Here is a 14,252-nt window from a genome sequence, read left to right on the forward strand (position 1 = left end):
TCGCTGGTCGGAGACGGTCCACCCACCGTATCGCGCTCCGCGTCAAACCCGTTGCGAAGATCGTTCGCGCTCCGTGAGGATCGGTGCCATGCCACAGTTCACCTCGTACGACGGAACCGAACTCGCCTACCGGATCGTGGGGGAGGGCGAGCCCCTGGTGTGCCTCGCGGGCGGGCCGATGCGCGCCGCCGTCTACCTCGGTGACCTGGGCGGACTCGCCTCGCACCGCGCCCTGGTCCTGCTCGACGCCCGGGGGACCGGGGCGAGCGCCGAGCCCGCCGACCCCGGCACGTACCGCTGCGACCGGCAGGTCGGCGACGTCGAGGCCCTCCGCGTCCACCTCGGCCTGGAGCGGATCGACCTGCTCGGCCACTCGGCGGGCGGGAACCTGGCCACCCTGTACGCCGCCGCCCACCCCGAGCGGATCCGCTCCCTCGTCCTCGTCACCAGCGCGGGCCGCGCGCTCGGCGTCGGCACCACCGACGAGGAGTGGGACAAGGCCGTCGAGATCTTCGCCGACCGTCCCTGGTACCCGCGGGCCAGGGCCGCACTGGACACGATCGGCCCGGACACCCCGGAGTCCCGCGTCCGTGAGATCGTCGCGCCCTTCGCGTACGGCCGCTGGGACGCGGCCGCCCAGGACCACGCGGCCCGTGAGGCGGAGCAGTCGAACCGGGAGGCGGCCCCCGCGTACCACGGCGAGGGCGCGTACACCCCGGAGGCGACCCGCCGGGCGCTCACCGCGCTCACGGCACCGGTCCTCGTCCTTGCGGGGGAGTACGACGCCGGCCCCACCCCGGCCAAGGCGGCCGAGGCCGCCGCCCTCTTCCCGAACGCCGAGCTGATCGTCCTGCCGGGCGCCGGACACTTCCCGTGGGTGGACGACGCGGAGGCGTTCGTGCGACCCGTCGCCGCCTTCCTCGACCCGGAGGTCCGCGCGGTCACGGTGGACGGCGTCCGCCTCGCCTACCGGGTCCGGGGCGCCGAGGACGCCCCGGCCGTCGTCCTGGTCCACGGGCGGGGCGAGAACAGCACCACCTGGGCGCGGATCGCGGCCGAGCTCGCCGCCGACCACCGGGTGTACGCCGTCGACCTGCGCGGACACGGACTCAGCGACCGGCCGGGCACCTACGGATTCGACGTCTTCCGTGACGAACTCGGCGGTTTCCTCAAGGCTCTCGGACTGACCGGCGCCACGGTCGTCGCCCACTCGATGGGCGGCGGGGCCGCGTACCTCCTCGCCGCCCGGGAACCCGACCTGATCGGGCGGCTCGTCCTGGAGGACGTCCCCGTGTTCTTCCCGCTCGACCCGCCGCGTCCCCCGCTCGAACGCCCCGGGGGTCCGCTCGGCTTCGACTGGGAGATCGTCCCGTCCACCGACGGCCAGCTGAACGGGCCCGACCCGGCCTGGCGCGAGGAGCTCCCCGCGATCACGGCCCCGACGCTCGTCGTCGCGGGCGGCCCGACCAGCCACGTCCGCCAGGACCAGCTGTCCTGGCTGGCCGGCCGCATCCCCGGCGCGCGGTTCGTCACGATCGGGGCGGGGCACCTCGTCCACACGGACGCGCCGGACGAATTCATCGGCGCACTGCGGGAGTTCGGCGTCTAGAAGGGGCGCGCTTCCCGCCCCCGCGCCGCGTCCACGCCGCCCCCCGTCACCCGCCGTGCCGCTCCTGGGCGGCCATCACCTCGTCGCCGTGTTCGAAGGCCCACGCGCCGAACGCGTCGATCGGACCGAGCAAGGTCCGTCCCAGGGCGGTGAGTTCGTAGCTGATCCTGGCCGGAGCGCCGTCCTCGACACGTCGCTCCACCAGGCCGTTGAACTCCAGCCGCCGCAGCGTCTCGGTGAGGACCTTCGAACTGATGCCGCCGATGTGCTCACGGAGTTCGCCGTGACGGCTCGGGCCCCGGCGCAGGGACCAGAGCACCACGGCGTTCCAGGTGTTCGAGAGCAAGTCGAAGGCGAGGCGGGCCCGGCAGTCGGCGAGAAAGGCGTCGGAGGTCACGTACCAGATGGTGCCCGAACGCCGTCCTACTGTCGTTCCCGAGGCGCCGGGATCCGGCGCGGAGAGGGGACGGACGATGAGGATCGGTGTACTGGGCACGGGCCGCATGGCGGACGCCCTGGCCACCCACTGGGTACGGGCGGGACACCGCGTCCTCGTCGGGGGCCGCGACGAGGAGAGGGCACGACTCCTCGCGAACCGCCTGGGCGGCGCAACCGGGTACGGCAGCCTGCGCGCGGCGGCGGGATTCGGCGACGTGGCCCTCGCCGCACTGCCGTACGGGGCGGGGGAGACGGTCGTCGGCGAGCTGCGGGCGACCCTGGCGGGGAAGGTGCTGCTCGACTGCTCCAACCCCGTGGGACCCGGCTTCCGGCTGCTCACGGCCGACGGCCGGTCGGCGGCGCGCCGCCTCGCGGACGCCGCGCCCGCCGCCCGGGTCGTCAAGGCCTTCAACCTGTGCCACGAGGACGTGTGGCGGATGGACCCTCCCGTCTTCGACGGGCAGCGTCTCGCCGTCCCGGTGTGCGGCGACGACGACACCGCGCTCACGCTCGTCCGGCAGCTGGTGCGGGACGCGGGCTGCGCGCCGTTGACCGGGGGAGGCCTCGACAGGGCCGGGCTCCTTGAGGCGACCGCCGCGCTCTTCATCGGTCTGTGGGTCGGGGAGAACGCGGACGTCCGGGCGATGGCGCCGCCGCTGGCGTTCGCGGCGGGGCCGGGAGCAGCGCCGCCGGATGCCAAGCCCCTGTCCGACACCCCCTAGGGCTTCCGGGGCCATGGGCCGATCGGCCCAGATGCGGCGCGCCTCGGCCGATCAGGCGGACACCGGTGCAGGATCGGTGGGGCGGCGCCCTCGGGCGGTGCCCGACATCGCCATGGCGCGACATGACAGGAGCCAGGTGTGACCACGCGACTCAACCCCTACCTCAGCTTCTCCGGTGACGCGAAGCAGGCACTGGAGTTCTACAAGGAGGTCCTGGGCGGCACTCTCGACCTCAACACGTACGGCGGGTTCGGCGCCGAGGCGCCGCCCGGATACGCCGACAAGATCATGCACGGCATGCTGGAGACGCCCAGCGGCTTCACGCTCATGGCCGCCGACACTCCGCCGGGCACGGAGCAGACCCCCGGTGGCGGCTTCGCGGTGAGCCTGAGCGGCGACGACGCGGACGAGCTGCGCGGCTACTGGGACGGACTGTCCGAGGGCAGCACGGTGGCCGTACCCCTGGAGAAGCAGATGTGGGGCGATGTGTTCGGCATGTGCACGGACAGGTTCGGCGTCACGTGGATGGTCAACATCACCGAGCGGGGCTGACCGGGTTCGCGCCTCCGCCTAGGAGTTCGTGTCCGGGCCCGCGCCCGTGTCCGCCTCCACCGCCACCGTGCGGGCCCAGCGGTAGTCCGCCTTGCCGCTGGGGGAGCGCTGGATGCGGTCGGTGAGGACCAGCTGGCGCGGGACCTTGTACCCCGCCAGGCGGGGACGGCAGTGGGTCTGGAGGGTCTCCAGGTCCAGCGGCTGCGCGTCCGCGCGGAGTTGGACGACCGCGGCCACGTGGTTGCCCCAGCGGGCGTCCGGCACTCCGGCGACCAGCGCGTCGTACACGTCGGGGTGGGACTTCAGGGCCTGCTCCACCTCCTCCGGATAGACCTTCTCGCCGCCCGTGTTGATGCACTGGGAGCCGCGCCCGAGGACGGTGACCACCCCGGTCTCGTCCACGGTCGCCATGTCGCCGAGGAGCACCCACCGGACCCCGTCCCGCTCGAAGAACGTCTCGGCGGTCTTCTCCGGGTCGTTGTAGTAGCCGAGCGGCACGTGGCCGCGCTGGGCCAGCCGGCCGATCTCGCCGGGTGCGACGGGGGTACGGGACGCAGGGTCGACGACCTGGGTGCGTTCGTTGACGTGCAGCCGGAAGCCCCTGGCGGGGCCGGAGTCGTCGGTGGCGCGGCCGTTGGAACCGGACTCGGTCGAGCCGAAGTTGTTGAGGAGCAGGACGTTCGGCATCAGCTCCTGGAGCTGGGCCCGTACGGTCTCGGACATGATCGCCCCGGACGAGGACAGGCTGAACAGGGCGGAGAGGTCCGTGCCCTTCAGCGGCCCGCGCAGTGCGTCCACGAGGGGCCGCAGCATCGCGTCCCCGACCAGGGAGATGCTGGAGACCTTCTCCTTCTCCAGGGTGCGCAGGACCTCCTCCGGGACGTACTTGCGGTGCAGGACGACCCGCTGGCCGTAGTTGAAGGCGATGAACGCGGTCAGGGTGGAGGTGCCGTGCATCAGCGGCGGCGCGGGGAAGAAGGTGATGCCGGCGCCGCCGGCGGCGACCCGCTCGGCCAGCTCCTCGGGGCGCTTCACCGCCTCGCCCGAGGGGTCCCCGCCGAACAGCCCCGCGAAGAACAGGTCCTCCTGGCGCCACAGGACGCCCTTGGGCATCCCGGTCGTGCCACCGGTGTAGATGATGAAGAGGTCGTCGGCCGAGCGCGGCCCGAAGCCCCGCGCGGGTGAACCGGCGGCCTCCGCCTCGGTGTACGGGACGCAGTCCAGGGCGACCGCTCCCTCGCCCGGGGTCCCCACCCGCACGAGGTGCCGCAGCTTCTCCGTCTGCGGCAGCGCCGCCGCGACCCGGTCGGTGAACTCGGCGTCGAAGACGAGTGCGGCCAGGTCGGCGTCCCGGTAGAGGTAGACGAGCTCCTCCTCCACGTACCGGTAGTTCACGTTGACCGGCACGATCCGTGCCTTGAGGCAGGCGAGGACGGTCTGCAGGTACTCGATGCCGTTGTACAGGTGGAGGCCGAGGTGCTCGCCGGGCCGGATGCCCGCGTCGATGAGGTGGTGCGCGATCCGGTTCGCGGCCTCGTCGAGCTCGGCGTAGGTGAGCCGGCGCTCCTCGCCCGTCCCCGGGTGATCGACGTACACCAGCGCCTCGCGGTCGGGGACCGCGTCGACGACCGATTCGAACAGGTCGGCAAGGTTGTACTCCACCGTTCCTCCTGACCCCGGTTCGCACTGACTCGGCGGTCATTAGAGCGCCGACCGGCGACAGGGGGAAGGGGGTGCGCAGAAGAATCTGACTGAGTGTCAGAAAACTATTGAACTGGACCCCCGGCTACTGCAACCTGTTCCAGAACTGGAGACGGGAGACCCCCATGGGTGGCACTGGTGGCACCGAACACCTCGGCGTACGGCGCGAAGGCGCCACGCTCGTCCTCACCTTGAACCGGCCCGAGGCCAAGAACGCCCTCTCGCTGCCGATGCTCGTCGGCCTCCACGACGGCTGGCTGGAGGCCGACGCCGACGACGGCATCCGCTCCGTCGTCCTCACCGGCGCGGGCGGCTCCTTCTGCGCGGGCATGGACCTCAAGGCCCTGGCCGGCAAGGGGATGGAGGGCGAGCGGTACCGGGACCGGCTCAAGGCCGACCCCGACCTGCACTGGAAGGCGATGCTTCGCCACCACCGCCCCCGCAAACCCGTCATCGCGGCGGTGGAGGGCTACTGCGTCGCCGGCGGCACCGAGATCCTCCAGGGCACCGACATCCGGGTCGCGGCCGCCTCGGCGACCTTCGGACTCTTCGAGGTCCGGCGCGGGCTCTTCCCGATCGGCGGCTCCACGGTCCGCCTGCCCCGGCAGATCGCCCGGACCCACGCCCTCGAGATGCTCCTCACCGGCCGCCCGTACTCGGCGGAGGAGGCCGCCCGGATCGGCCTCGTCGGCCGCGTCGTCCCCGACGGCACCGCCCTCGACGCGGCCCTCGACATCGCCGAGCGGATCAACGCGTGCGGGCCGCTCGCCGTCGAGGCGGTGAAGGCGTCCGTGTACGAGACCGCCGAGATGACGGAGACGGAGGGGCTTGCCGCCGAACTCAAGCGGGGGTGGCCGATCTTCGACACGTCGGACGCGAAGGAGGGGGCGAGGGCGTTCGCGGAGAAGCGGACGCCGGAGTACCGCCGGGAGTGAGCCGAGCCTCCAGCCCCTCCCCGGGACCCCGCGGCCTTCGCCCGCGCCGTCGAACGTCGGGCGGACATCCCAGCCTCGCCGACGATCGAGGCACGGCGTCAGGGGCGGGGCCCCGGTTCGGGAAGGGGCGGGGCGGACAGCCCCGCGCAGCGGCCCCCTAACGCGGGGCGGACAGCCCCGCGCAGCGGCCCCGTAACCCAACCACGAAGGAGCCACGCCCATGAAAGCCACCCCGCCCCCCGACATCCTGCAGGCCCCCCTCGTCGTCGAATTCCCCTTCACCCGCTCCCTCGGCCCCGTCCAGTCCGCCTTCCTCACCGGCCTGCGCGAGCAGACCGTCCTCGGCGTCCGCACCGAGACCGGCGAGGTGCTCGTCCCGCCCGTCGAGTACGACCCCGCCACCGCAGCCGAGCTCCGCGATCTCGTCGAGGTGGGTACCACCGGCACCGTCACCACCTGGGCCTGGAACCCCGAGCCCCGCCCCGCACAGCCCCTCGCGACCCCCTTCGCCTGGGTCCTCGTCCGCCTCGACGGCGCCGACACCGCCCTCCTGCACGCCCTCGACGCCCCCGGCCCCGAGGCCGTCCGCACCGGCATGCGGGTCCGGATCCGCTGGGCCGCCGAGCGGTCCGGTGCCATCACCGACATCGCGTGCTTCGAGCCGTACGACAGCGATCCGGTCGCCGAACCGCGTTCCCACGACGGCCGGTTCACCGACCCCGTCACCGGCATCGTCGCCGCCGCCCGCCTCGACTACACCTACAGCCCCGGCCGCGCCCAGACCCGCTACCTGCAGGACCTCTCCGAGCGCCGGACGGTCGGCGAGCGCTGCCCCTCCTGCGCCAAGGTGTACGTGCCGCCCCGCGGCGCCTGCCCCACCTGCGGAGTCGCCACCACCGACCGGGTCGAGGTCGGACCGCGCGGCACCGTCACCACGTACTGCATCGTCAACATCAAGGCGAAGAATCTCGACATCGAGGTGCCGTACGTCTACGCCCACATCGCCCTCGACGGCGCCGGCCTCGCCCTCCACGGCCGCATCGGCGGCATCCCGTACGACCAGGTCCGCATGGGTCTGCGCGTCGAACCCGTGTGGAGCGGGGATGGCCGCTACCCCGACCACTACCGGCCCACCGGCGAGCCCGACGCCGACTACGACACCTACAAGGAGCTGCTGTGACGCCGCACCGGCCGGACCGAGAGGTGGCGATCGTCGCCTTCGCCCAGAGCGACCACCGCCGCCGCACCGACGACCTCTCCGAGGTGGAGATGGTCATGCCCGTCCTGCACGACGTCCTGCGGCAGACCGGCCTCAGGACCTCCGACATCGGCTTCACGTGCTCCGGCTCCTCCGACTACCTGGCCGGCCGCGCCTTCTCCTTCACGATGGCCCTCGACGGCGTCGGCGCCTGGCCGCCGATCTCCGAGTCCCACGTCGAGACGGACGGCGCCTGGGCGCTCTACGAGGCCTGGGTGAAGCTCCTCACCGGCGAGGCCGACACCGCCCTCGTCTACTCCTACGGGAAGTCCTCGCCCGGATCCGTCCGCGACGTCCTCACCCGCCAGCTCGACCCGTACTACCTGGCGCCGCTCTGGCCGGACTCGGTCGCCCTCGCCGCCCTGCAGGCGCAGGCGCTCGTCGACGCGGGCGCCACCGACGAACCCGCACTCGCCGCGATCGCCGGCCGCAGCCGCGAGGACGCCGCCGCGAACCCCCACGCCCAGCTGCCCGGCGCCCGCCCCCAGGGCGAGTACGTCGTCCAGCCGCTGCGCACCGGCGACTGCCCGCCCATCGGCGACGGCGCCGCCGCCGTGATCCTCGCCGTCGGCGACCGGGCCCGCGAACTCTGCGCCCGCCCCGCCTGGATCCGGGGCATGGACCATCGCATCGAGGCCCACTCCCTCGGCGTCCGCGACCTCACCGACTCGCCCTCCACGCGTCTCGCCACCGAACGCGCCGGAGCCTTCGAGGCGCCCGTCGACACCGCCGAACTCCACGCGCCCTTCACCTCCCAGGAGGTCGTCCTGCGCCGGGCCCTCGACCTCGACGAGAGCGTGAGGGTCAACCCGTCCGGCGGAGCGCTCGCCGCCAACCCCGTCATGGCCGCGGGCCTCATCCGGCTCGGTGAGGCCGCCGCCCGCATCCACCGGGGCGACTCCGACCGCGCCCTCGCCCACGCCACCTCCGGGCCCTGCCTCCAGCAGAACCTGGTCGCCGTCCTGGAAGGAGAGCCGCATGTCCGGTGAGGCCCTGACATCGAAAGAGTTCGTCGCCGTCGTCGGCATAGGCCAGACCAAGCACGTCGCCGCCCGCAGGGACGTGTCGATAGCCGGGCTCGTCCGCGAGGCCGCCGTCCGCGCCCTGGAGGACGCGGAGCTGACCTGGGCGGACATCGACGCCGTCGTCATCGGCAAGGCGCCCGACTTCTTCGAGGGCGTGATGATGCCGGAGCTGTACCTCGCCGACGCGCTCGGCGCGGTCGGCAAGCCCATGCTCCGGGTGCACACGGCGGGATCCGTCGGCGGCTCCACCGCGCTCGTCGCCGCCAACCTGGTCGCCGCCCGCGTCCACCGCACCGTCCTCACCCTGGCGTTCGAGAAGCAGTCCGAGTCCAACGCCATGTGGGGCCTCTCCCTGCCCGTGCCCTTCCAGCAGCCGCTGCTCGCCGGAGCCGGCGGCTTCTTCGCCCCGCACGTGCGCGCGTACATGCGGCGGACCGGCGCGCCCGACGCGATCGGCTCCCTCGTCGCGTACAAGGACCGGCGCAACGCGCTCAAGAACCCGTACGCCCATCTCCACGAGCACGACCTCACCCTGGAGAAGGTGCAGGCCTCCCCGATGCTCTGGGACCCGATCCGCTACTCCGAGACCTGCCCCTCGTCGGACGGCGCCTGCGCGATGATCCTCACCGACCGGGCGGGCGCGGCCCGTTCGCCCCGCCCGCCCGCCTGGGTGCATGGCGGCGCGATGCGCAGCGAACCGACCCTGTTCGCCGGCAAGGACTTCGTCTCGCCGCAGGCGGGCCGGGACTGCGCCGCCGACGTCTACCGGCAGGCCGGCATCACCGACCCCCGGCGGGAGATCGACGCCGTCGAGATGTACGTGCCGTTCTCCTGGTACGAGCCGATGTGGCTGGAGAACCTCGGCTTCGCGGAGGAGGGCGAGGGCTGGAAGCTCACCGAGGCGGGGGTGACCGAACTCGACGGCGACCTGCCCGTGAACCCCTCCGGCGGGGTGCTCTCCACCAACCCCATCGGCGCCTCCGGGATGATCCGCTTCGCCGAGGCCGCGCTGCAGGTACGGGGCGAGGCGGGCGAGCACCAGGTCGACGGCGCCCGGCGGGCCCTCGGGCACGCCTACGGAGGCGGCGCCCAGTTCTTCTCCATGTGGCTCGTGGGAGACACCCCGCCCACCGGGTGAGCCGCGCCGCCGGGCCGGGCGCCTACCCTGGCGGCCATGAACGCGGAACGTGATCTGACCCGGCTGCTCGCCGGGATGCGGCCGGAGCTCGACCCCGGCCGCTACGTCTTCACCACGGTGGACGGCCCCGCCCCGGCCGGGGTCGCACCGGTGGTCACCGTCGCCGAGGACGAGGGCCTCACCCTCGTCCTACGCCAGGAGGAGGCGGACGCCGCCGCCCTCCCGTACGACTACGTGGCGGGCCGGATCACGCTGCGCGTGCACTCCGCGCTCGACGCCGTCGGGCTGACGGCCGCCGTCGCGGGCGCCCTCGCAGCGGAGGGACTCAGCTGCAACGTGGTGGCCGGCTTCCACCACGACCACCTCTTCGTGGAACACCGGCGCGCGGAGGAGGCGTTGGCGGTGCTCGAACGGCTCGCGGAACCCGGCACCGCCGAGGCCCGGGACCGCCCCTAGGTTCTGTCGTCGAACGCCGTCGGGTATCAGCCGTTCGTCTTCACCTCCGCGGCCGGAGAGCGGCAGGTCACCCACGCCGCCGACACCGGCCCGACCATGACGGAAGCGGCCGCGGCGACCGTGGCGAAGGTGCTCCCCACCGCTCTGGGCAGAACCGAATATGCCACTCACGACACGACGGGATTTTGCTTGGCTGTTTGACCGCCGCAGCTCACTCCTTCGGGCGTACGCTGGGACTTTCGCGGGGCTTCCCGCTCGGCGCTCCTGACCGTGCGCCGGGCGCGCGCCCCCTGTGTGGGGGTGGAACGTGGCACGTCAGGACGGCGGGTCGGCCCGTCAGGGAGTCGGCCTCTTCGAGCGCGAGGCCGCGCTCGCCGCTGCCGAGGAGGCGCTCGACCTCCTGACAGGTCTGGCGGACGAGCCGTTGTGGCCGGTCGCCGTACCCTCACCCCGCGAGGCGCGGGGCCCGCACCTCGTCGCCGTCCCCGACGGGAACTCCGCCCAGGCGAACGGCCCGCTGCCCCCATCGTCCGAGGACGACCGGGTCCCCGGCGGCCGTAGCGGCCTGCGCCCCGTGCCCGGCGCCGGCCCCGTGTCGCCCCCGGAACACCGTCCCGACCCCGGTTCCGTGTTCACCTCCGCGGCCGACGACGGCGCCGCGGCCGCCGCGCGCCCCCAAGTCGTCCGCCGTGGCGGCATACTCGCCTACGCCGCCCCCGCCGGCCTCGGCAAGACCACCCTGCTCGCCGAGATCCGGCGCCGCGCCGGTGCCCGCGGCTGCACGGTGCTGTCCGCCCGCGGCGGCGACCAGGAGCAGCGGGTCGCGTTCCACGTCGCCCGGCAGCTCCTCCAGCCGCAGCTGGCCCACGCCGGCGACGCGGAACTGCGCGAACGTCTCGGCTCCTGGTACGACATCGTCGGCCCCGCCCTCGGGCTCCGCGCCTCCGCCGAAGGCTCCCCGCCCGACCCGCAGGGTCTGCGCGACGGGCTCGACTGGGTCCTCACCCATCTCGCCGTACGCCGAGCGCCCCTCGTCGTCGTCCTGGACGACGTCCACTGGGCCGACCCCGAGTCCCTCGGCTGGCTCGCCGCGTTCGCCCCGCGCGCCGAGGAACTACCCATGCTCCTCGTCGTCGCCTACCGCCCAGACGAACTCCCCGCCGAGGGCGTGGAGTTCACCGGACGCCGGTCCGGCCAGCGCCCTCTCGACCTCGCCCCGCTGACCTCGTCCGCCGTGGCCCGGCTCGTCCGCGACCGCATCGGCGCCCACGCCGACGACAGCTTCTGCCGCGACTTCTGGTCCGTCACCGCCGGCAACCCCTTCGAGGCGGTCGAACTCGCCGCCAAGGTCCGCGACCAGGGTCTCGAACCCACCGCCGACGGAGCCCACGAACTCCCTGACCTCTCCGCCGCCCTCAAGGGCAGCGGCCTCGTCACCCGGCTCGAACGGCTCGGACCCGCCACCGTCCGCCTCGCCTGGGCCTGCGCGGTCCTCGGCACCGAGATCTCACCCCAGCTCGCGGGCGCCGTCGCCGGTCTCGGCGGCGAGGCCGTCGTCGACTGCGCCGCCCGGCTCCGCGAGGCCCGCGTCCTCGCCGAGGTCGAACGGGCGGACGATCCCCTCCAGTTCGTCCACCCGCTCATCGCGACCACCGTCTACCGGTCCATCCCGGACGCCACCCGCGTCGCCCTGCACGGTCAGGCCGCCTGGTGCGTCGTCGACGCCGGACTCGGCCCCACCGCGGCCGCCCGCCACCTCCTGGAGACCCACCCCGAGGGCGACCCCTGGGTCGTCGGCCAGCTGCGCGCCGCCGCCGGCGAGAACCTCCGCGCCGGAGCCCCCGACGCGGCCCGCCGCTTCCTCGCCCGCGCCCTGCGCGAGCCGCCCGCCCCCGACGACCGGGCCGCCGTCCTCTACGAACTCGGCTGCTCCTCGCTCCTCACCGAGCCCGCCACCACCGTCAACCATCTGCGGGCCGCACTGGAGGAGCCGGTCAGCGACCCGGCGCTGCGCCACGGCATCGTCTACCGCCTCGCCCAGGTCCTCGCCCACAGCGACCGGCTCGTCGAGGCCTCCGAGCTGCTCGGCGAGGAGGCCCGGATCGCGACCGACGCCCGCAGCCGACTGCGGATGCAGGCCGAGAAGTTCATGTGGGACGCCCTGCGCGCCGACGAACCGGAATCGCCCGCCCGGTCCCGGCGCCTCGCCGCGCTCGCGGACCGGCTCACCGGCCGCGACGTCACCGAGCGGTACATCATCGGACTCCGCGCCTGGGACGCCACCCTGCGCGCCGAACCCGCCTCCCTCGCTCTCAAGGAGGCCGAACGCGCCCTCGAAGGCGGCTTCACCTGGGCCGACGAGAGCCGGGGCTTCGAGGTGCCGGTCCTCGTCGCCCTGCTGCACCTCTACGCCGACCGGCCCGGTCGCGCCGAGGAACTCTTCGCCGCCGGGACCGCGGAATTCGAGAAGCAGGGCTGGCGCGGGGCGCACCTCGCCTTCGCGTACACCCTCATCGGCTACATCCGCTTCCGGCGCGGCCGGCTGATGGAGGCCGAGGACTTCGCCCGCGCCGGACTCCGCCTCGCCGAGCGCGTCGGCGCCCGCACCCCTGCCCTCTGGTACGCCACCGGCGTCATGATCGAGGTGCTCATCGCCCGCGGCCGTACGGACGAGGCCGTGCAGGTCGCCCGCGAGCACGACTTCGGCGAGCCGTTCCCCGCCGCCGTCACCATCCCCGACTGCGAGACCGTCCACGCCGAACTGCTGCTCGCCACCGGCCGCACCCAGGAGGCCGCCGAGGAGCTGGCCGCCGTCGGCAGGCGCCTCGACCCGCGGGGCAAGCGCAACCCCTCCTGCTGCACCTGGCAGCTCCACCTCGCGCTCGCCGAGGCGGCGACCTCCCCGTCGAAGGCCCTCGCCACCGCGCACGAGGCCGTCGCCCGCGCCCGCCAGTACGGGGCGCCCTCCGCGATCGGCCAGGCACTGCGCGTGACCGCCGAGGTGTCCGAGCCCGCCGATCGTGTGAAGCTCCTGGAGGAGTCCGTCGACTGGCTCGACCAGTCGCCCGCCGCGTACGAGCTGGCCCGCTCCCTCGTCGCCCTCGGTGCGGCGCTGCGACGCACCGAGCGTGCCGCGGAGGCCGCCGAGCACCTCTACCGGGGCCTGGAGGCCGCCCAGGACTGCGGCGCCGACGCGCTCGTCGAGGTGGCCCGCGCCGAGCTCGCGGCTGCCGGACTCCGCCCCCGGGCGCTCCACCCCGCGGGCACGGACACGCTCACCGCCCGTGAGCGTGCCGCCGCCGATCTCACCGTCCGCGACCAGGACGCGGCCGCGATCCTCGGCGTCGACGCCACCACCGTGGCCCGGCTCCTCTCGGCCGTCTACCGCAAGCTCGGAACCGACCGCACGGGCCTCGCGCAGGCCCTCAGAAACACCGGACGGGAGCCCCGGGACCCGGCAGGACAGCACTGACCGCCGGGAGCCGCCCGGCGCGTCGCATCGCGCGCCAGGGCACGTACCATGGCCGTATGTCCTTCCTCCGCCGCCGCAGCGCCGCCACTCCCGCGGGCCCGGACTTCGATGTCCTGGCCATGGACCCGGGGGACTGGCCCGGTAACCTCGGCGCCGGCCTGCTGCCCGCTCCCGACGGCTCCTGCCAGGGCGTCTTCCTCCGGTACGACCTGTTCGGCGGCCGCGGCCCCGCGATGATCATCGGCAACCTGCCCGAGGGCTCCCCGGCGCGCGAGCTCGCCGACGGCCAGATCCCCTTCGAGGTGGCCCAGCTCCTCGCCGCCCTCGAGAACGACGAGCCGGTCGAGGTCCTCGACACCGAGGACGTCCCCGTCATGCAGGGCGACAACCTGCTGATCGTCCGTCGCCTCAAGCTCTCCGAGAGCCGTATCTCCTGCGTCCAGTTCGACCGCAGCGACAACGTCCTCGTCACGATCGCCAGTTGGGACCGGCCGATCACCGACGACCTGTACGCGCTGCTCAAGCCGCTGCCCGCCGAGCTGTTCCAGCAGGGCTGACGGGGAGCGGGGGCCGATGAGCGCACGCGTCGACAGCTGGATCTGGGCGGTCCGCCTCACCAAGACCCGTGCCCAGGCCGCGGCGGCCTGCCGGGCCGGACACGTCAAGGTCAACGGCGAGCGGGCCAAGCCCGCCCAGGCGGTGAAGCCCGGCGACGAGGTCCGGGTCTTCCACGGCGGCCGGGAGCGGATCGTCGAGGTCAGGGAACTCCACACCAAACGGGTCGGTCCGCCGGTCGCCGTCGAGGCGTACGTGGACAACAGCCCGCCCCCGCCGCCCCGCGAGCACGTGGCCGTCGCCGCTGTACGGGACCGGGGCGCCGGGCGCCCCACCAAGCGCGACCGCCGCGAACTCGACGAGCTGCGCGGCCGGCACAGCTGACCGCCGG

At 73.8% G+C, this 14,252-nt stretch carries 13 protein-coding genes; 11 read left to right on the plus strand and 2 right to left on the minus strand.

Annotated features, from left to right (window positions below):
* Positions 1 to 88 precede the first annotated feature (88 nt).
* Positions 89 to 1,609 carry an alpha/beta fold hydrolase gene (locus ACIP84_RS10115; RefSeq protein WP_401796835.1) on the plus strand — a complete coding sequence of 507 codons (1,521 nt, stop codon included), beginning with the start codon at positions 89 to 91 and terminating at the stop codon, positions 1,607 to 1,609.
* 46 nt (positions 1,610 to 1,655) lie between these two features.
* Here the strand turns inward: ACIP84_RS10115 and ACIP84_RS10120 are convergent, their stop codons facing one another.
* The gene (locus tag ACIP84_RS10120) at positions 1,656 to 2,006 is read right to left on the minus strand and encodes a helix-turn-helix domain-containing protein (RefSeq protein ID WP_355958651.1); all 351 of its coding nucleotides are present in this window, start codon (positions 2,004 to 2,006) and stop codon (positions 1,656 to 1,658) included.
* A gap of 76 nt (positions 2,007 to 2,082) precedes the next feature.
* Here ACIP84_RS10120 and ACIP84_RS10125 point away from each other — a divergent pair, with 76 nt between their 5' ends.
* Complete coding sequence (locus tag ACIP84_RS10125) at positions 2,083 to 2,769, plus strand: NADPH-dependent F420 reductase (RefSeq protein ID WP_401796839.1); 687 nt, start codon at positions 2,083 to 2,085, stop codon at positions 2,767 to 2,769.
* 138 nt (positions 2,770 to 2,907) lie between these two features.
* Positions 2,908 to 3,321, plus strand: coding sequence for a VOC family protein (locus ACIP84_RS10130; RefSeq protein ID WP_401796842.1), 414 nt, complete (start codon positions 2,908 to 2,910; stop codon positions 3,319 to 3,321).
* An 18-nt stretch (positions 3,322 to 3,339) separates the two neighbouring features.
* On the opposite strand, the gene ACIP84_RS10135 is transcribed toward ACIP84_RS10130, so the two are convergent.
* Positions 3,340 to 4,983 carry an acyl-CoA synthetase gene (locus ACIP84_RS10135; protein ID WP_401796845.1) on the minus strand — a complete coding sequence of 548 codons (1,644 nt, stop codon included), beginning with the start codon at positions 4,981 to 4,983 and terminating at the stop codon, positions 3,340 to 3,342.
* Positions 4,984 to 5,147: 164 nt separating this feature from the next.
* On the opposite strand from ACIP84_RS10135, the gene ACIP84_RS10140 reads away from it, so the two are divergent.
* The 8 genes from ACIP84_RS10140 to ACIP84_RS10175 all read left to right on the plus strand — a co-directional run bounded on the left by ACIP84_RS10140 (position 5,148) and on the right by ACIP84_RS10175 (position 14,245).
* A complete protein-coding gene (locus ACIP84_RS10140; RefSeq protein WP_355958646.1) occupies positions 5,148 to 5,957 on the plus strand; it encodes a crotonase/enoyl-CoA hydratase family protein in 810 nt (269 codons plus the stop codon).
* 220 nt (positions 5,958 to 6,177) lie between these two features.
* Positions 6,178 to 7,137: an OB-fold domain-containing protein gene (locus ACIP84_RS10145; protein WP_401796848.1), complete on the plus strand. Its 960-nt coding sequence runs from the start codon at positions 6,178 to 6,180 to the stop codon at positions 7,135 to 7,137.
* Entirely contained in the window at positions 7,134 to 8,204 is a 1,071-nt protein-coding gene (locus ACIP84_RS10150; RefSeq protein ID WP_401796851.1) for a thiolase domain-containing protein, read from the plus strand. The genes ACIP84_RS10145 and ACIP84_RS10150 overlap by 4 nt, the downstream gene beginning before the upstream one ends.
* Positions 8,194 to 9,378, plus strand: a complete 1,185-nt coding sequence (locus ACIP84_RS10155; RefSeq protein WP_401796854.1) for a thiolase domain-containing protein — start codon at positions 8,194 to 8,196, stop codon at positions 9,376 to 9,378. The genes ACIP84_RS10150 and ACIP84_RS10155 overlap by 11 nt, the downstream gene beginning before the upstream one ends.
* A gap of 36 nt (positions 9,379 to 9,414) precedes the next feature.
* Positions 9,415 to 9,834 carry an ACT domain-containing protein gene (locus ACIP84_RS10160; protein ID WP_355958638.1) on the plus strand — a complete coding sequence of 140 codons (420 nt, stop codon included), beginning with the start codon at positions 9,415 to 9,417 and terminating at the stop codon, positions 9,832 to 9,834.
* 628 nt (positions 9,835 to 10,462) lie between these two features.
* Entirely contained in the window at positions 10,463 to 13,306 is a 2,844-nt protein-coding gene (locus ACIP84_RS10165) for an AAA family ATPase (protein WP_355958773.1), read from the plus strand.
* Between the two features lie 56 nt (positions 13,307 to 13,362).
* Positions 13,363 to 13,863 (plus strand): hypothetical protein, encoded by a 501-nt coding sequence (locus ACIP84_RS10170; protein ID WP_024757478.1) that lies wholly within the window; start codon positions 13,363 to 13,365, stop codon positions 13,861 to 13,863.
* Between the two features lie 16 nt (positions 13,864 to 13,879).
* The gene (locus ACIP84_RS10175; RefSeq protein WP_401796859.1) at positions 13,880 to 14,245 is read left to right on the plus strand and encodes an RNA-binding S4 domain-containing protein; all 366 of its coding nucleotides are present in this window, start codon (positions 13,880 to 13,882) and stop codon (positions 14,243 to 14,245) included.
* Positions 14,246 to 14,252 lie beyond the last annotated feature (7 nt).

The sequence above is a fragment of the Streptomyces sp. NPDC088707 genome, assembly GCF_044752725.1.
Taxonomy (GTDB): domain Bacteria; phylum Actinomycetota; class Actinomycetes; order Streptomycetales; family Streptomycetaceae; genus Streptomyces.